The 18610-nt window shown below is 60.0% G+C and carries 16 protein-coding genes; 14 read left to right on the top strand and 2 right to left on the bottom strand.

All coding sequences use genetic code 11. The features are described 5' to 3' along the window. From addA to G463_RS18235, 6 genes are all read left to right on the top strand, one after another. The gene (gene addA, locus G463_RS0102190) at positions 1 to 3894 is read left to right on the top strand and encodes a helicase-exonuclease AddAB subunit AddA (protein ID WP_026973886.1); all 3894 of its coding nucleotides are present in this window, start codon (positions 1 to 3) and stop codon (positions 3892 to 3894) included. Positions 3895 to 4109: 215 nt separating this feature from the next. Continuing rightward, the gene (locus G463_RS18240; protein ID WP_051321819.1) at positions 4110 to 4562 is read left to right on the top strand and encodes a VOC family protein; all 453 of its coding nucleotides are present in this window, start codon (positions 4110 to 4112) and stop codon (positions 4560 to 4562) included. A gap of 54 nt (positions 4563 to 4616) precedes the next feature. Continuing rightward, positions 4617 to 5396, top strand: a complete 780-nt coding sequence (locus tag G463_RS0102180; RefSeq protein WP_026973885.1) for a sugar phosphate isomerase/epimerase family protein — start codon at positions 4617 to 4619, stop codon at positions 5394 to 5396. A 12-nt stretch (positions 5397 to 5408) separates the two neighbouring features. Further along, positions 5409 to 6377, top strand: a complete 969-nt coding sequence (locus tag G463_RS0102175; protein ID WP_026973884.1) for a sugar phosphate isomerase/epimerase family protein — start codon at positions 5409 to 5411, stop codon at positions 6375 to 6377. A gap of 14 nt (positions 6378 to 6391) precedes the next feature. Beyond that, positions 6392 to 7435 (top strand): Gfo/Idh/MocA family protein, encoded by a 1044-nt coding sequence (locus G463_RS0102170; protein ID WP_026973883.1) that lies wholly within the window; start codon positions 6392 to 6394, stop codon positions 7433 to 7435. 78 nt (positions 7436 to 7513) lie between these two features. After that, a complete protein-coding gene (locus G463_RS18235; RefSeq protein WP_051321833.1) occupies positions 7514 to 8662 on the top strand; it encodes a Gfo/Idh/MocA family protein in 1149 nt (382 codons plus the stop codon). 79 nt (positions 8663 to 8741) lie between these two features. On the opposite strand, the gene galU is transcribed toward G463_RS18235, so the two are convergent. Continuing rightward, a complete protein-coding gene (gene galU / locus G463_RS18230) occupies positions 8742 to 9650 on the bottom strand; it encodes a UTP--glucose-1-phosphate uridylyltransferase GalU (RefSeq protein ID WP_035485271.1) in 909 nt (302 codons plus the stop codon). Between the two features lie 304 nt (positions 9651 to 9954). On the opposite strand from galU, the gene G463_RS0102150 reads away from it, so the two are divergent. Then, positions 9955 to 11151 (top strand): MFS transporter, encoded by a 1197-nt coding sequence (locus tag G463_RS0102150; protein ID WP_035485268.1) that lies wholly within the window; start codon positions 9955 to 9957, stop codon positions 11149 to 11151. 9 nt (positions 11152 to 11160) lie between these two features. Here the strand turns inward: G463_RS0102150 and G463_RS21500 are convergent, their stop codons facing one another. After that, a complete protein-coding gene (locus G463_RS21500; RefSeq protein ID WP_051321818.1) occupies positions 11161 to 11592 on the bottom strand; it encodes a DUF309 domain-containing protein in 432 nt (143 codons plus the stop codon). 292 nt (positions 11593 to 11884) lie between these two features. Here G463_RS21500 and G463_RS0102140 point away from each other — a divergent pair, with 292 nt between their 5' ends. From G463_RS0102140 to G463_RS0102110, 7 genes are all read left to right on the top strand, one after another. Further along, positions 11885 to 12178 carry a hypothetical protein gene (locus tag G463_RS0102140; RefSeq protein ID WP_026973881.1) on the top strand — a complete coding sequence of 98 codons (294 nt, stop codon included), beginning with the start codon at positions 11885 to 11887 and terminating at the stop codon, positions 12176 to 12178. Between the two features lie 170 nt (positions 12179 to 12348). Next, entirely contained in the window at positions 12349 to 13875 is a 1527-nt protein-coding gene (locus tag G463_RS0102135; protein WP_425387044.1) for a phosphoenolpyruvate carboxykinase (ATP), read from the top strand. A 242-nt stretch (positions 13876 to 14117) separates the two neighbouring features. After that, positions 14118 to 14513, top strand: coding sequence for a GntR family transcriptional regulator (locus G463_RS0102130; RefSeq protein ID WP_026973879.1), 396 nt, complete (start codon positions 14118 to 14120; stop codon positions 14511 to 14513). Further along, positions 14510 to 15433, top strand: coding sequence for an ABC transporter ATP-binding protein (locus G463_RS0102125; protein ID WP_026973878.1), 924 nt, complete (start codon positions 14510 to 14512; stop codon positions 15431 to 15433). Before G463_RS0102130 ends, G463_RS0102125 begins: the two co-directional genes overlap by 4 nt. Continuing rightward, positions 15414 to 16430, top strand: a complete 1017-nt coding sequence (locus tag G463_RS0102120; protein WP_026973877.1) for a hypothetical protein — start codon at positions 15414 to 15416, stop codon at positions 16428 to 16430. Before G463_RS0102125 ends, G463_RS0102120 begins: the two co-directional genes overlap by 20 nt. Position 16431: 1 nt before the next feature. Beyond that, positions 16432 to 17382: an ABC transporter ATP-binding protein gene (locus tag G463_RS18220; protein WP_051321816.1), complete on the top strand. Its 951-nt coding sequence runs from the start codon at positions 16432 to 16434 to the stop codon at positions 17380 to 17382. Then, positions 17375 to 18601 carry an ABC transporter permease subunit gene (locus G463_RS0102110; protein WP_026973876.1) on the top strand — a complete coding sequence of 409 codons (1227 nt, stop codon included), beginning with the start codon at positions 17375 to 17377 and terminating at the stop codon, positions 18599 to 18601. The genes G463_RS18220 and G463_RS0102110 overlap by 8 nt, the downstream gene beginning before the upstream one ends. Positions 18602 to 18610 lie beyond the last annotated feature (9 nt).

The raw sequence follows: 18610 nt of genomic DNA, 5'->3' as shown, positions 1-18610 counted from the left end.
ATGGCATTGGATTTGACGCGTTGGTCTCCGGAACAGCGGCGAGCCATTCAGGCTTCCGGGCACAACGTCCTGGTCTCGGCCGGGGCCGGATCGGGCAAAACATCGGTGCTCGTGGAGCGCGTGGTGCGGCACGTGATGGAGCCTGGCGGAACGGATCTGCTCCGTCTGTTGGTGGTCACGTTCACGGAGGCGGCGGCGGCGGAAATGCGGCGGCGCATCGAGCAAAGATTACGCGGCCTCCTGGAGGAGGCGAGGGCGAACGCGGACGCGCGAACCGCGGCCCGTCTGCAACGTCTGTTGAGTCAGGTGGAGCAGGCGCAGATTTCGACGCTGCACAGTTTTTGCATGCAGGTCGTTCGCGACAATTTTGCGTTCCTCGGGCTTAATCCGGTGTTCTCGCTGTTGTCCGAAGACGATGGCGTGCTGCTTCGGGCCGAGGTGCTTGAGGGGCTGTTGGAGGCGGAACTGGCCGGGGAGAACGGGGCCATGTTGGCCCAAACGGTCACGCACCTGGCCGGCGGCAACCCGGACACGTTCCGGCAATTGGTGCTGCGCCTGCACGATTTCGCGGTCAGCCAGCCGGAGCCGCTGGCGTGGTTGGCCGCCATGGCCGCCTTATATGACAGCGCCGGTGCACCCGCTGCGGAGCGTCTGCCCTGGTACCCACCGTTCATCCGCTGGGCCAAGCGGCAGCTCGACGCCGCCCTTCGCGATTTCGAGCAGGCTCACCGCGTGGCGGCGACATCGGAGGGACTGTCGTCCTACGCGGAAAATCTGACGGCACTGCTGAATCTGTGCCAATCCACCCGTGCCGCGCTTGACGAGGTCAGCGACTTTTCGGCAGCGGCGGACGCCCTGCTCGCGATACGCGGGTTGAAGACGCCGCGTACGAGTGCGAAAGGATGGGACAAGGAGTGGGTGACGGCCCGCCGGAACGCGGGACTGGCGCGCGTGAAGCGGGTGCTGCCGTGGTTTGAGCGCGGATTGGACGCGCTCTGCGATGATGTGTTGGCGCTGCGGCCGCATGTGCACACGCTGGTGGCGTTTGTCCGCGCCTTCCACGCGCGGTATCAGGAGGTGAAGCGGGCGAATGGTCAGCTCGACTTTTACGACCTGGAGCACTTCACCCTGGCGGTATTGTCCAATCCGGCGAGCGGCGAAGCGGACAGGCTGCGAGAACAGTTCGATGAGCTGCTCATCGACGAATACCAGGACACTAGTCCGATTCAGGACGCGATTGTTCAGTGCTTGACGAAGCCTGAAGGAAACCAGTTTGTGGTCGGTGACGTGAAACAGAGCATTTACCGTTTCCGAATGGCGGAACCCAACTTGTTTTTGGATAAGTATCAGATGCTCGGGCGCTTGGAACCGGGAGAAGTGATTGACCTGACGGCAAACTACCGCAGTCGTCCGGAGGTGGTCCATGCCGTCAACTTCCTGTTTGAGCAACTGTTCTCTCCGGCGATGGGGGGGCTCGTTTACGATGAACGCGCGCGGATGCAAGTCGGCGCGCGCTATCCTGAGGAAGCTCTCCACACATTGGCCGGCCCCGTGGATGTATTCCTGTTGGAACGCAGCCAGGCGGCAGTCGAGGATGCAACCAGCGAGGATGAAGCCGCGGCGGACGCGGATGAAGACGGCGATGACGGGCTGTCTCTGGGCGACGACATGCCGTCCGCAGCGGAGCTGTTGGCCATCGAACGGGAGGCGGCGGTGATTGCCCAGCAGATTCGCGAATGGATGGGACAGGCGTCCGACAGTACGCAGAAGGTGGTGTGGGATCCGGCCCAGGGGATGTACCGTCCCTTGCAATACCGCGATATTGTGATTCTGCTCCGATCCGTGAAGGGGCGGATGACCGCCGTGCTCGAAGTTCTGCGGCAGCATGGCATCCCCGCCTATGGCGCCACGTCCACCGGGTTTTACGGGGCGTTGGAAATCGGGTGGATCCTGTCGACCTTGAACGCGCTCGATAACCCGAGGCGCGATCTCGACCTGGCGGCGTTGCTGCGGTCGCCCATGGCGGGGTTCAAGGACGTGGATCTGGCGCGCCTGCGGCTTCTGCATCGCGGCACGTTGTACGACGGACTGGTTCACGCAGCGCGCGTGGCGCCCGAGGAGGCTGCCCATACCCTCGGTTGTTCCGTGCCGACAGCGGAGGCGCTGGTATCGAAGTGCCGACAGTTCTTGCACCAGTTCCGAGAGTGGCGCCGTTTCTCCCGTAAGTCGGGCGTGGAAGACGTCATCCGCCGCGTGTTGGATGATACGGGGCTCGAGCAATACGTCGCGGGCATGACGGGCGGCGATGTTCGACGCGCCAATCTCCAGGCATTGTTGGACAGAGCGCGCGCCTTTGATCGGCAGTCCGGAGACGGCGTGTTTGGTTTTGTCCAATTTGCGGAAGCCATACTTCAGCAGAACGTCGACGTGGGTGAAGCGCGCACCTTGGGCGAGCAGGAGGACGTGGTGCGGGTCATGACCATTCACCAGAGCAAGGGGCTCGAGTTCCCGGTGGTCTTCGTCGCTGATTTAGGGAAGCTGTTTTATCGGAATCCCCTGGAGCGGGCGGTGCCCATTCACCGCAGTCTCGGATTTGGTCCGAAACGCGTGGATGCCGACAACGACCAACGCTGGCCGACACTCCCATCGTTGACCATCGAGGACCTCGAATGGACTGAGTTTCTGGCGGAAGAGGCACGGGTGCTGTACGTAGCGTGCACGCGTGCTCGAGAAAAATTGGTCCTGGTTGGATCCGCTCGCGATTTGCACCGCCGTTTGGAACGGGCGGTGTCTGTGTTGACCGCCGCAGATACGGTGCTGCCGGACGACGTGCTGACGGAGGCCAGGACGTATTTGGACTGGCTGCTGCCCGCCCTGGTCCGGCACCGCGACGGAACGGTGCTGAGGCGCGCCGCCGACGCGGCGGACGTTCAAGGGGGAACGTCTGGATTGCCCCTTTGGGATCACCCGGCATCCTTTTGCATTCGGCTCTGGGATGTCCCCGGTTGGCCACAGGTGACGCTGCCGCAACGAGAACTCGCCGCCGCGTCAACCCACCCGGTGCACCACAAGCGGATGACGACCGTCGACGACGTCCTGCGGGCGCTCGGCCAGGAGGCGGCGAGCGTCACCGAGCCCTGCGACTGGGTGATTGAATCCGCGGACACGGGGAGCGATGGGTTTGTGCCCGGAAAGGTCTCGGCAACCGACCTGCGCCGACTGTGGGCCGCCCGGTATGCGGATTCACGCGGCAACGGTACGGACAAACCATCCACCGGCGCTGCGGAACGGCTGCTGGAAGGTCCGCGGTTCTCCCGAGCAGCGATATCTCCGCGGGAAGTGGGCGTTCTGTTCCACGCCGTCATGCAGCACATTCCCCTCGACATTGCTCCGGACGCATCGGCAATCAATGACGCGGTACGCCAACTGGTGGAACGCGGAACACTGCCGAGTGAAGCGGTCAGCGAGTTGGTAGTCGTGGAAGTGGCCGCGTTCCTGTCGTCTCCCCTCGGCCGTAGATTGGCTCGGGCGCAGACGGTGTTGCGCGAACAGCCTTTTTTCCAGCGTCTAGAGATCGCCGCGCCCGCAGCAAACTCGGTCGCACATCCTAAGACGTCCGCTTCGTACGTGGTGGTGCAGGGCGTCATGGATTGTTTGGCTCGCGACGAAGAAGGGTGGTTTCTCATTGACTACAAGACGGATCACGTTCCGCCGCATCAACTGAATCAACGGGCGCGGGAATACGCGGCCCAGGTCGCGGTGTATCTCGAAGCCGCGACCACTGTCACCATGGGAGCGTCGGTGGAGGCGTATCTGTACTTTGTGCGCGCCCGCCGCCCCGTCCCGATGGAACGATTGGACCTATCCACGCTGTTTCGTCGCAGGGACCGGTGATCCCGCGCTTCGGCGGCTGGCTTTCGGCGTCCGGCCTGGACCGGACGCCCCGAATGGCCGCTCCGTGGTGCACATGAAATACGGATTAAAGGCCCGTGCGACACGCGTTCACCGTATGGTCAGAGAATGATGGACACCAAAAAGCATGGAAAATTTGGAGTCTTCTTGCGGTAGAATGATTCTGAATAGAACTCGTTGTTGCGAGGAGGGATACAATGGTCCATTCCCTGGGGCATGTCGCGCTCACGGTGAAGGACATGGCCGCATCGCTCGACTTCTACTGCTCTGTGCTCGGCTGCGAAAGGGCTTTCGAAATTGACCGAGAGGATGGCACGCCGTGGATTGTGTACGTTCGCGTCCCGGATGGCCGTTTCCTCGAACTGTTTTACGGTGGTTTGGAGAAAGCGCTGTCACATGACACTGCGGTGGGATTCCATCACCTCTGCTTCGAGGTGGACGATGTCCACCAGATCGCCGATTTCCTGCGGCGGACCGGTGCCCCACTCGACATCGCCCCACAGCGGGGACTCGATTTGAACCTTCAGTGTTGGACGCACGATCCGGACGGCAATCGCATTGAGTTCATGCAAATCCACCCCGATTCACCCCAGGCCAGAGCCCGGCGCGCGCTGACAGAACACTCCCCTGGCACAGGAAAATCTGTTTGAACCCCTGCCTGCATCCTTCGTTCGTCACCACAGTGCGAGAGGAGCTAACGCGGAATGGTTGATCCGATTGCCGTACAGCTGTACACGTTACGAAATCTGTTGGAACGGGACTTTGTCGGTACCTTACAGCGCGTCGCGGCGGTGGGCTACCGGGCGGTGGAACTGTATTCGTACGGCGGCTTATCTCCGCAAGATCTGCGCAAGCGGTTGGATGATTTGGGACTGCGCGCGGTTTCCGCCCACGTTCTTCTGGCGCGGTTGGAACAGGATCTGGGCAACGTGTTGGAGGAAGCGCACACCATCGGCTTGGACTACATCGTCTGCCCGTGGCTTCCGCCCGAACGCCGCCGCACGCCTGACGACTACGACCGATTGGCGGACCTGCTGGACCGGGTGGGGGAAACGGCCGCACAAGCGGGCGTGCAGTTGGCGTATCACAACCACGATTTCGAATTCGCCCGTCTCGGCGAGACGGTGGCGCTCGATCGGCTGTTGACGCGAACACGGCCCGACCGCGTTCAGGCCGAACTGGACCTCTTTTGGATACACCAAGCGGGTTGTAATCCGGTGGACTACATCCAACGCTACGCCGGACGCCTGCATCTGCTGCACGTAAAAGACGTCCATGCGTCTGACGGGTCGTTCGCGGAGGTGGGGCAGGGGGTCCTGCCCTGGCGTGAACTGCTGTCCACCGCCAGGGCTGCCGGCGTCCGTTGGTACATCGTCGAGCAGGATGTTTGTCCGCGGGATCCAATCGCGAGTATTGAAGCCAGTTTGACGTTTCTCCGGAAACAGTTTAGCCAATTCCAAGACGAGCATCCCATTGGAACCTGAGGAGTGACTCGAGTGAAACTGGGCGTATTCACGGTATTGTTTGGTGACAAAACGCTGGAGGAAATGCTTGACACGGTGGCTTCTGCCGGTCTTGAGACCGTGGAAATTGGGACGGGAGGGTTTCCAGGAAATCGGTTCTGTGACCGCACAGCGCTGTTGGCAAGCGAAGAGAAGCGTACCGCGTTCATGGATCAGGTGGAGCGGCGCGGTCTGCAAATCAGTGCGCTGAGTTGCCATGGAAACCCACTGCATCCGGATAAGCGTGTGGCAAAGGAAGCACACGAAACATTCCGGGAGACCGTTTTGCTCGCCGAAATGCTCGGCATATCCACGGTCATCACCTTCTCCGGCTGTCCTGGCGAATCCGAAGATTCCCGGCATTCGGTATGGGTGACCTGTCCCTGGCCCAACGAGCACAGTGAAGTGTTGCGCTGGCAATGGGAGGAAAAAGTGATTCCGTACTGGAAAGAACAGAATGCGTTCCTTCAGGAGCACGGCGTCCGAGTGGCCATTGAACCGCATCCGGGCTTTGTCGTGTACAATACGGAGACCGTGTTGCGCCTGCGCAACGCCTGTGGGGAGCGCGTTGGCGTGAATTTCGATCCGAGCCATCTGTTCTGGCAGGGCATGGATCCCGTGCTGTGCGCACAGCGATTGGCTGAAGCCGGGGCCATCTTTCATGTGCACGCCAAGGACACCGCACTGCACCCATACAATGTGGCGGAGAATGGGGTGCTCGACACCAAGTCGTACCGGGACGAGCCGACGCGCTCTTGGATTTTCCGCACGGTCGGCTACGGTCACGGGGAGGAAGTCTGGCGCAATCTCATCAGCGCGCTGCAATTGGGCGGGTACGACGGCGCCATCAGCATTGAGCACGAGGACAGTCTGATGTCCACCGAAGAAGGGCTGTCCAAGGCGGTCGCCTTTCTGAAACCGCTCTTGATTCGTGAGAAACTGAAGAACGTCTGGTGGACATGAGGGGGAATCCGGACATGACGACACCATTGCGGGTGGGGATTGTGGGGGCGGGCGGCATCGCGCAGATGGTGCACATTCCAAACTACCGGAAGTGTGGAGACAGAGTGGACATTGTGGCCATTGCGGATGTTGTGCGCGAGAAAGCGAAAGCGGTTGCGGAATCGAATGGCATTCCGCATCACTTCACGAGCGTGGCGGAGATGCTGTCCGCCGTTGCCCTGGATGCGGTCAGCGTATGTACACCGAACAAATTTCACGCCGAAGCGGTCATTGCGGCACTCGAAGCGGGATGTCACGTGATGTGTGAGAAACCGCCGGCCATGTCGGTGGCCGAGGCGGAAGCGATGGCGCGGGCTGCGGAGCGGGCCGGGAAATACCTGACCTACGGCTTTCACTATCGGCACACGCAGGAGGTAGAGGCGCTCAAACGCTTCATCGATGCCGGCGAACTCGGCGAGATCTACGCAGCGACGGCGATTGCCATGCGGCGGCGGGGGATTCCCGGGTGGGGCGTCTTCACGAACAAGGAACTGCAGGGTGGTGGGCCGTTGATTGACATCGGCGTCCATATGCTGGATACCGCGCTGTATCTCATGGGGTTTCCCGAGCCGGACTGCGTCATCGGGGCCACCTATCAAAAGCTCGGCATCAAACCAGGCGTGGGACTGCTCGGCGACTGGGATCACGAGCATTACACGGTGGAAGACATGGCTCGAGGGTTCATCCGGTTCAAAAACGGGGCTACCCTCGTTCTTGAATCAGCGTTTGCGGCGAATATCGCACCGCGTGACGAGATGCAGGTGAAAATCATGGGGGATCTCGGCGGCGCCGATGTGTTTCCGCTGACGATGTACCAGGAGAAACTCGGTTCATTGATTGACGTGAGACCGGCGTACCTGCCGGAAAAGTCGGCCTATGAAGTGGAAATGGAGCGCTTTGTCGACGCGTGTTTGGGCGGGCCCGAGCCGTTGTCCACACCGGCGCAGGGCGTCATCATTCAACGCATCATCAACGCACTGTACGCGGCGGCGGAGAGCGGCGAAACGGTCAAACTGTGAGGCGAGATTTGCGTTCGGAGGAACGGATTGGCATGAGAGGAGGCGCTCTGACCGGTGACTCGGGAATTCAGAATTGGCATGGTCGGATACAAATTTATGGGCAAGGCGCACAGTCACGCGTTTCGAGACCTACCCTTCTTTTTCGATAGCGAAGCTGTTCCGGTGCTCACAGCCATTGCAGGGCGCGATGAGTCAGCCGTCCGGGAGGCGGCCCGCCGGTTCGGATTCGCCTCGTATGAAACGGATTGGCGGCGGTTGGTAGAACGGGACGACATCGATGTGGTGGACATCGTGACGCCCAACAACATGCACGCGGAGATTGCCGTGGCCGCGGCAAAAGCCGGCAAGCATGTGATCTGCGAGAAACCGCTCGCCATGAGCGTCGAGCAGGCGGAGCAAATGCTGGAGGCGGTTCAATCTTCCGGGGTTCGAGCGCTCATCTGCCACAACTATCGATTTGCCCCAGCGGTACAGTACGCCAAGCGGCTGATTGCGGACGGGCGGCTCGGCCGGATCTACCATGTTCGGGCACAGTACCTGCAGGATTGGGTCATGGATCCGCACTTCCCCCTGGTCTGGCGCATGCAGAAGTCCGTAACCGGTTCCGGTGCGCTCGGCGATATCGGGGCACACATTGTCGACCTGGCGCGCTTTTTGGTGGGGGAAATCACGGATCTCACCGCCACCCTCGAAACGTTCATCGGCGAGCGCCCCCTCGCCGAGCCGATGGGGAACCAGACCAAGGGGTTGGTGGATGTCGACGATGCCGTCGCGTGGTTGGCGCACTTCGAACAGGGGGCGCTCGGTGTGTTTGAAGCCACGCGCTTCGCCGGTGGCAACCGGAATGGAAATCGGTTTGAAATCAACGGGGAAAAAGGGTCCATTCGCTGGGATCTGGAGAACATGAACCTGTTGCAGGTGTATTTGGCGGAGGATGAGCCTGGCCTGCAGGGGTTTCGAACCATCAACTGCACCGAGCCGCATCATCCGTTTGCCGACAGGTACTGGCCGCCTGGACACATCATCGGGTACGAGCACACGTTCCTCAACCTGTTCGCGGCGTTCTTTCAAAGTTTGGTAGATGAGACCGACTGCAGGCCGGATTTCCGCGATGGTCTCCAAAACCAGCGTGTGCTGGAAGCTATTGAGAAATCTGCGGAACAGAGGCGCTGGATGGATGTGTCCCGGGAAGGTACGGGGAACCCCGCAACAGGTGGGGAGTGCTGATACACCCCGATTCCTCCGCGTGGTCGATGACCAGTCCTGTGTTGCTCGACTGGTCATCGCTCCACCCGGACCGGCGACGTCAGCCCCGCGCGGAAACCTGGTTCTGCACGGCGTGGATAAACCGTTCATCTTTTGCTATCTGTTGAATGACGGACGCAGCCAAATCCGGGTGATCCATCGCAAACGAGATGTTGGCGCTCAACCACCCCTGCAGGTTGCCGATATCATGTCGTATCCCCGCGAACGCGTATGCCTGCAGCCGACCGTCCATCGCGAACTTCTGAATGGCGTCGGTCAGCTGCAGCTCACCGCCGTGGCCGATGGCGGTGTGCTCCAGGGCATCGAAGATCTCGGCCGGCAGGATATATCGGCCGAGCACAGCCAGGGTGGACGGCGCCTGATTGGGCGCCGGCTTCTCGATGATGTTTCGAATCTCCATCACCGCGCCTTGCACGACGCTCATGGGTTCGACGATGCCGTATTTGGAGACGTCCTGTTCCGGGACCCGTTGAACCCCAACCAATACGCGCGACGGATCCGTATACTGCTCCATCAATTGCTTGGTCACCGGGATGTCGGCTTGAATGATGTCGTCGCCGAGCAATACTGCGAACGGTTCGTCGCCCACAAACGACTTCGCACACAAAATGGCGTGACCGAGCCCCAGAGGACTTTTTTGGCGGACATAATGGATGTCCACCAGGTCAGAAATGGCCTTCACCTCAGTCAACATGGAATCTTTTCGATTTTGCTCAAGATGAAACTCCAATTCAGGCGACCGATCGAAGTGATCCTCGATGGCTTTCTTGGTACGGCCGGTGATGATGAGGATTTCTTCAATCCCGGCGTACACCGCCTCTTCTACAATGTACTGAATGCAAGGTTTGTTCAGGATTGGAAGCATTTCCTTCGGCACCGCTTTGGTCGCCGGCAACATGCGCGTCCCAAAACCGGCCGCCGGGATTACCGCTTTGCGGACTTTCAACAGACACACCTTCTCTGTCAGAAGGACCGAATCTCGTGGTTCCTCCTCATATGGCTGCAAAACCGCCAGGTTGTGCAGAATCTACAACCTACAGTATACACCGGATTGCCGGACAGGTGGTACGTTGCGATGGGATTGCGCGTGTATCCTCATCCGCTTCACCTGATTGCTCCTCTTCAGCCCATTTCCGAAAAATCGGCGAGATTTGCAGGAAATCGCTGATTCCTTCGATGCTCGAAAGAGCGTACAATCAGGACCATACAGAAGCGGGGGTTCTAACGTGCATGAGTGTTGGCAGCGAAATCTGATGGTTCTATGGTTCGGCGTTCTCATCACCTCTTCCAGTTTTTCGATGGTGGTACCCTTCTTGCCATTGTTCTTGTTGAAAATTGGAGTCCATCAGCACGTGGAGATGTGGTCCGGTCTCTTATTCAGCATCGCCTTTCTGTTCAGCGCTATCATGTCCCCGTACTGGGGATCGCTGGCTGACAAATACGGTCGCAAACCGATGATTTTGCGATCCGGAATTGCGCTCTTCATCACCTACTCCCTCACCGCCTTCGCCACGAATCCTTACGAACTGTTGGCCCTGCGCGCCTTTCAGGGGCTGCTGTCCGGTTACATACCGAGTGCCATTGCGCTCGTCGGCACCAACACCCCAGAGTCGAAGGTGGGGTATGCGCTGGCCATGGTGTCGACCGCATCGTCCACGGGCAACATTGTGGGGCCGCTGGTCGGCGGCGTGCTGTCCCGCCTGTTCGGCGATCGCGTCGCCTTTGGCAGCGCCGGCGCCATCATGTTGATTGCCACGCTGTTGTGTTGGCTGTGGGTTCGCGAGGATGCGTTTGTCCCCGCCAAGACGCGCAGTTCCGTGCTCGGGGCGTGGAAAGAGGTGCTGGACAACAAGCCGCTCCTGATGACGCTGTGCATCACCAGCTTGACGGCGTTCTCCATCATGACGATTGAGCCCGTATTGCCTCTGTACATTGCGGAAATCGGCGGATCGTTGAACAATGCCAGCCTGCTGGCGGGCATTGTGTTTTCCATTGCAGGCATCGCGAGCGTCCTGTTTGCCGCCCGCTGGGGACGCCTCGCCGACCGAATCGGCTTTCGGCGGGTGCTGTTGGTGGGGCTCATGGGTGGTGCCCTCGGCAACATCGCCCAGATTCCGTTTCACGAAATCTGGGGCTTCTCCGGGATTCGATTTCTGTACGGAGCGTTTTTCTGCGCGGTATTCCCAGCTTTGAACGGGCTCGTGGTTCAGCAGACGCGGTCCGAGTTTCGTGGGCGGGCGTTTGGGTTGAACCAAACGGCCAACCAAGCGGGCACCCTGCTCGGACCGCTCGCAGGCGGCGCGCTGGGCAGCGCGTTCGGTCCGCACAGTGTCTTTTTGGTGACGGGCCTGCTCCTGTTGGTCACCACGGGCATGGCGTATTTCGGCCAGCGCGCATGGAGCTCATCGAAAGCCGCAGGGGGAGTGTCGCCCCCCACGCTGCGTTCGTGAGGGATGCGTTCAGCCGTGGTCGGGCAGCGGCTCCGGCCTCCAGGTGGAGAGGATATTGGTCAACGCCGCGTCCAGAATCCGAATTCGGACTGTGGGCAGGTGCAGCGTTTGAATCTCTTCGGCTGGGCGGTGCTCCGTGTACCAGTCCGCGGGGACGCGCGCGAACACCTCGTCGATGTCGCGGATGAGCCCTGCAATATCGAGAGACTGGTACACCGGCGAACCGGTCTCCAGATAGCGGCGGGCGCGCTGCCACATACGCCAGCCGCCGCGAACATTGCCGTTGTACAGGTGATACAGGCACACCGCCGCCTGAATCAGACCCTTCAGGATGACGGGGCGTCCGCTGTCCAGCCACAGGTGTTCCCCGTATTCGTGACATTCATAATAGTCTCCAACCAGGTTGAAAAAATAGAGATACGATACCAAGCGGTGATCCATCCTGCATCCCCCCACGCTGCTGTGTGCAAAGATATGGCGAAGAACGCGGTGATGCGTCCACCATGGGACGCTCTGTTCGAGCAAGATTGTTCGGATGTTCAACCGTTCACCCGCACAGGGGTCAGCGGTGTGAGGCGCGAGCAAAGGGCCATCCGAGTGGATGGCTGATCACAGTGTGGCAGTTGCAGGGGGAAAAAACAATATCCATCCAAGCGCGTCGCAAAACCTCCGCCAGTCCGTTGTCGGGATGGGGCTTGTGGCATAATGGAAAGTGTCAAGGGAGGGCCTTGCATTGGGAGAATGGACATGGTTGTTCACGAAATTTCCGCTGGCTGAGGTGGAGTTGACGAACGATCCGATTCCGCCCGATGTCGCCAACGTCCTGGTACGGACCTTCCGCCCATGGCCTTCGCGGGATGGATTCTACGAAGTCCGCATCGCACCGCACAATGTGGCTTCGTTCCGTGCGGGACCGTGGCGGTCGGTGTTCCCGGAAGCGGAGTTGGTGAACCCGGGCGCCGCGCTGCAGTCCTGGAAACTGGATGTGTGGCGGGACATAGAGCGCGTTCGCGGGGACAACGGGTAATCCGTCGAAAACATCACATCTCCATCAGACGGCGTGTCATCAGAGGAGTCCTACGTGAATCCGTGACATCCCGGCTGCGCATATAGCGTGGCCGGGATATTGATTTTAGGTCGATTTTTTGATAAAAAGTATGTCAAAATTGATGTTTAAAACGTATATAGTATGTCATAATACGTGGTGTAAGAATGACACGAGGAGTGAATGGACTGATGTTGAACCCATCGCAACGCCTGACGCCTGCGGAGTTGATTGAAGTCGCCATCCAGCGCAAGGAAGGAGTGCTGCTTGCGAATGGCGCATTCTGCGCGCATACCGGAAAGTTCACCGGACGTTCTCCCAAGGATAAATACTTCGTTGACTATCCGGGCTGCGCTCTCCCGCACGAGCAACATCAATGGTTGAGCGAAGCACAGTTTGAGAACCTGTTTCGCAAAGTGGTTCAACATCTTGATAAAACGGGGAGTTTTGTGTTTGACGGGGCGGTGAATCAACACCCGGTCCATCGGGTGCCGGTGCGGTTTTACACGGAATTCGCCTGGCACAATCTGTTCGTTCAACGATTGTTCTTGGAAGGAGATGCAACGACGCAGCCGCTGTACACCGTGTACAGCGCGCCGACGCTGAAGGCCAATCCGGAACTGGACGGCACCAGGTCGGAGACGTTCATCGTTCTGCATCCCGGGCGCGGCATCGTGTTGGTGGGTGGCACCGAATACGCGGGTGAGTTGAAGAAATCCATCTTCACGTTGATGCATCACCACCTGGCGGAACGCGGTGTGGTGCCCATGCATTGTTCCGCTTCGCTCGGGCAGCAGGGTGACGTGGCACTGTTCTTTGGCTTATCCGGCACGGGAAAAACCACCTTGTCCGCGGACCCAAACCGGAAGTTGATTGGCGATGATGAACACGGTTGGGGAGACGACGGGGTGTTCAACATGGAGAATGGCTGTTACGCCAAATGCATTCATCTGTCGGCGGAAAAAGAACCGGACATTTACAACGCCATCCGGTTTGGCGCGGTGCTGGAGAACGTCGTGTACGACCCATTCCGCCATCCTCTGTACGACGACAGTCGGCTTACGGAAAACACCCGTGCCGCTTACCCACTGTCCCATGTCCGCAACATTGAACCGAGCGGTCGCGGCGGCCACCCGCGCGTCATTGTGTTTCTTTCGGCGGATGCGTCAGGGGTGCTTCCGGCTGTCGCCAGGCTGACACCGGAAGACGCACGCAGGCATTACCTGCTCGGTTACACGAGCAAATTGGCGGGAACCGAGCGCGGCGTGGTGAACCCGGAACCGACGTTCTCGGCGTGTTTTGGTGCTCCGTTCCTGACGGATTCGCCCACGCGCTACGCGGACATGTTGATGGACCGCATTCAGCGCCACGACGTCGCCGTGTACCTGCTCAGCACCGGTTGGGTGGGCGGCGGGTACGGCGCCACGGACCGGATGCCGCTTTCGCTCACCCGCCAGTTGGTGAACATGGTGTTGAGCGGCGCCCTGAACCAGGTGGATACCCGACGGGACGACGAACTGTTTCTCAACGTGCCGGTGCAGATTGCGGGTATCCCTGACAAGTATCTGCGACCGGAGTTGGGATTCGCGTCCGCCGAGGAATTCCGCGAGCGGCGCGCTTCCCTGGTGCAGTTGTTTCGCCAGGCGCTTGGCCGCTATGAACCGCTGACGGTGCGCTGAACCAACCGACACCCATCCATCTTTATGTTGATCTGACCAAACAGGCGCGATGAAGCGCCTGTTTTTTGGATTCTCCCTGCAGGGCGTCTGCAGTCTGTACGCGCCGCTCTCGCCCTCCTCCTGTGTGGATGCGCCATCGGCTTGACAGACGCGGCAGCGGTTATGTATTGTCTGTGTGTACTATGATAACTAGTACACATGGAACGCTGATATACATACAGAGAGACGGGAAGGTGCTGTGCATGTGGCTGCATGTGGACCCTCGTTCCGCAGTTCCGGTGTACCAACAGGTCGTGGAGGGAGTGAAAGCGGCAGTGGCGAGAGGTGTCCTGAAGCCGGGGGACAAACTGCCCTCCGTTCGGGAACTGGCGATGGAATTGACCATTAATCACAACACGGTCGCAAAGGCGTACCAGGAATTGGAGCGTCTGCACGTGATTGAAGTCATTCGCGGTCGAGGGACGTTCATTGCCGCCGAGCCGGTGCCGGCGGACCGGGACCACAGAATGCGCGAACTCAAACATGCGATGGTCCGATGGATTGTTGAAGCGCATCACATGCAAATGGATGAGGAAGCGCTGCTTGAGTTGTTTCGAACAGTGCTGCAAGAGTGGCGGAACGGGAGGGAGCACGAATGAGTACCGTCATCCGAACCGAGCGCGTCAGCAAGGCGTTCGCGGGCAAGCTGGCGGTGGATGGTGTGACCATGCGCGTGGCCCCAGGCAGTATCCATGGATTGATTGGGGCCAATGGCGCGGGCAAGAGCACGCTGCTGCGAATGATGGTTGGCCTGATGGAGCCGACGTCCGGGTGGGTGGAGGTACTTGGCCAGCGCGTTCGCAAAGACGCCGATGCGCTTCGCCAACGGTTGCACCTCGTCGGAGAGGACGTCGCCCTCCCGGGTTCATTTCGCGTCATGGATCTCATTCAATACGGTCGATTCGCGTATCGAACCTGGGACGAGGGGCGCTGCCGAGCGCTGCTGAAGGCGCTGCAACTGCCGGAACGGGCCTTCATCCGCAGTTTGTCGCGGGGAATGAAGATGCAGCTGCGGCTGTTGATGGCGTTGTCGGCGCGGCCGCAGGTGCTGCTGCTGGACGAACCCACCAATGGGCTCGATGCGGTGGTAAAACGGCAATTCCTGCAGCTGATTGTACAGGAAGTGGCGCACACGGGGATGTCGGTGGTGTTCGCCACGCACCATCTGGACGAGCTCGAGCGCATTGCGGACGCGGTGACGATGATGTACAGCGGTCGCGTGGTCATGACTGGCGAGCTGCCACAGCTGCAGCAGTTCATGAAGCGCGTGCAGGCGGTGTTGCCAGATGGCTTGCCGTTCGAACTGCGCCAGCACCCGAATGTCGTTCAGGTCGAGGAGAGCGGCCAATTCTGCGCGCTCGTCGTAGATGGGGGCTGTGAGACGGCGGCAAACATGGTTCAGGCGTTGCGCACCGCCGGTGCGACCTACACCGAGGTGGTGAATGTGGGTGTGGAGGAACTGTTGCGTCTGACGCTGTCCAAGGAGGGATACACCCGCGATGGCATCCTTCTTTCCTAAGGCGTTGGTGTTCAAGGAGTGGCGGCAGCAACGATGGTGGGGGCTGCTGTTCCTATTGGTGTTGGCCGGACCGGAAGTATTAGTGCTGACCGTTCGACTGATGCGAATCTGGTCAGAGCAGGATGCGCAGCTTCGCCTCACGATGCTGGAAATGATTCGTTTCACGTTGGCCGCGATGACGGGCCAGGCAGACAACGACAGCGGTGGACTCGAATATTACGCGTTTGCCGCGGCGGCGTTCGGGTCCATTATTCTCAGCTACGACCGTAGCCACGGCGGACTCTGGTACACGCTGTCGGGACCGTTCACGCGCCGTCAGGTGCTGCGGGTGAAGGCGACACTGGGCGCACTCTTCCTGATGGCCAGCCTGGTGGTGTTCGCCGTTCTCCTGTACGCACTCAACCTCGGCGCGGGTGCGGGGCTTCCGGTTCACGCGTTCCTGCGTTGGCTCGGCTGTGAAGCGTTGCTTCAATTGGCCTGCTTCGTGTGCGGGCTCATGGGCGCGACGCTCGTGGGGCAGGTGTACGTGGCGCCCCTGGCTGGATGGTTGATAGGCGGTTTGCCCCTGGCACTGTCCGTCTATGTCCAGTTGCTGACCGGTCCGAACAGTGCCAACTGGGTATTCACGATGACCCATCTGCTGGAACAGTTTGCGCCGCTCTACTACACCAGGGGTTTTCCGAGCGGCCCGTCGGCCATGTTCTTCGTTTGCACCGGCTGCTGGATACTGGTTGGCTACTTTGGAGTGCAGCAACTGTTTCGCGCCATATCTTTGGAGCGGATGGACAACTTCTTTCTGTTCCCCGGCCTTTGGCATTGGGTGGTGTTCGGAGGGTGTTGCTTCGTCGGTCTCGTGATGGCCGAGGAGAGCAGCGTGGATGAGCAGGTTCCCGCACCGGAGATGCTGCTGAAACACGCCGTATTCACCGTGCTCCTCTGGCTGCTCGTGCGGTGGCTCATTCGATGGTATCGAAAAAAGTTCCTGGAGGTGTCATGAGATGTCCGTCCTCACCTTGGAGGGGGTTGCAAAGTCCATCGGAGGCAAGAAACTTGTGGAAGGCTTGACCATGAACGTCGAGGCCGGAGAGGTGTACGGGTTCCTTGGCCCGAACGGAGCCGGCAAAACCACAACCATCCGGATGATTGTCGGTCTGATCCGTCCAAGCGCAGGGATTATCCGCATTGACGGGTACGACGTCCAACGCGAGCGTGCGAAGGCACTGGCGCAGGTCGGCGCGATTGTGGAAAATCCGGAGACCTACCGGTATCTGACGGGGCGTCAAAATCTTGTGCACTATGCGCGCCTGGCCGGCCTTCGCGACATCGCCCAACGCGTCGACGAGGTGAATGCCATCGTTGGCCTTGGGGATCGATTGGATGACAAAGTGAAGCGCTATTCCCTCGGCATGCGCCAGCGCTTGGGCGTCGCGCAGGCGTTGCTGGCGCGGCCGAAACTGCTGGTGCTGGATGAACCGACCAACGGGCTCGATCCGGCCGGTATTCGCGAGTTCCGCGAACTGATGCGGCGCTTGGCGGGAGAAGGGATGGCGGTGTTTGTGTCCAGCCATCTGTTGAGCGAATTGGAGCTGATGTGCGATCGCGTCGGGATCATCAAGGCCGGTCGCATGGTGACCGAGCAACCGATGGCGGACTTGGTCGGGGGAGCGAACAAATCTGCCTTCATTCGGGTGAATCATCCAGACGCCGCGCACCAAGCGCTGGTGGCGGCGGGCTACACGGTGCACCCGCACCCGGAAGGGATCTCGCTGCCGGCGGCGGAGGATGTCGCGGTGGCCGCAGCGGTGCGGGCGTTGGTGAAGGCCGAGGTGGATGTGTACGCGGTGGAGCGCGAGCAGGAGTCGCTGGAGGACACGTTCCTCGCACTGACGGAGGGCAAGTCGGTGGAATCCTGGACGGAAATCGCCGCAGGAGGTGGACATCATGCGTGAATTGGCTGCGGTGTTTGTGAACGAGTGGATGAAGCTGGTGCGGCGGCGGCGCTTTCTGGTGACGACCGTGCTTAGCCTGTTTGTGGTGGCGTTGTTCGGGTTGGTTGCGTATCACAGGTACCACGATGACCTGCGTTATAATCCCACCAGCCAACTGCAGTCTCAGGAGGCAGAACTGAAGCAGCAGATTGCCGAGCTCCAACAGCAGCCGTCGTCGAAAGACCGGGACATGCAGTTGACGCAGCAAAAGCAGAAATTGGCTGCGGTGGAGGACCAGTTGAACCAGAATCAACAGGCTCAGGGAGACGGCTGGAAAACCGAGCTGCAGCGCCAGATTTCGGTGGATGAGGCGACCATCCGCCAATTGCAGTCTTCGACCAAGCCGGAGGATGTGGTACAGGTGGAAGGCGCCCGCGCGAATTTGATGCAGGATCGGTACGCATTGGATCACAACGTGAAGCCGCTGACCTGGCCAACGGTGAACGTTTTTCAACAGGTGATTCAATTCATGAATGTGGGGGCGCGGATTTTCTTGCCGTTGCTGGTCATTGTGCTGGTGGCTGACATGGTGTCCGGCGAAGCCACCGACGGGACCATTAAATTGTTGCTCATTCGTTCGGTGTCGCGGGTGAACATCTGGGTGGGCAAGTGGCTGGTGAGCCTGGTCGCGAGCGCGGGCTGGACGCTGCTGCTGTGTGTCGCTCTGCTGCTGATCGGGTTTTCCATCATGGGCGTCCGCGGCGCCGCCCAACCGATACTCACGAATGTGTACTACACCGCAGTCACCATGCCGCCGATGGAAGGTGTGGGATCACCTGGGACCCTGACCATTCCGCACTATGAACACGCGCAGGTGCTGCCGGCCTGGCAATTTGTTGGCTTTGGCTTTCTGTACACCGCCCTCGCGATGATGGTTGTTGCCACCATCGCCATGCTGTGCTCCACGCTCTTCCGTTCGGCCATGGTGAGTACGGCGGCAGCCATGGGTTCCATTGTCGTTGGATTCATTGTGATGCAGATGGCGCAGCACGAGCGATGGGTGGCATGGCTGTTTCCGACCCATCTCAACCTCATGGACAACTGGAATGGCGACTTGTCGAATGCGCTGTGGCAACCGGTGGGTCTCGCCACGGGCCTCCTCGTGCTCGGCGTATGGGCGGTCTTGGCGTTGGCGGTGGCGATACTGCAGTTCCGCCATCGCGACGTGTTGAATACGTGAGGACGCCGT

It is taken from the genome of Alicyclobacillus contaminans DSM 17975, assembly GCF_000429525.1.
GTDB classification, from domain to species: domain Bacteria; phylum Bacillota; class Bacilli; order Alicyclobacillales; family Alicyclobacillaceae; genus Alicyclobacillus_A; species Alicyclobacillus_A contaminans.
This window is presented reverse-complemented; position numbering and strand designations above follow the sequence as displayed.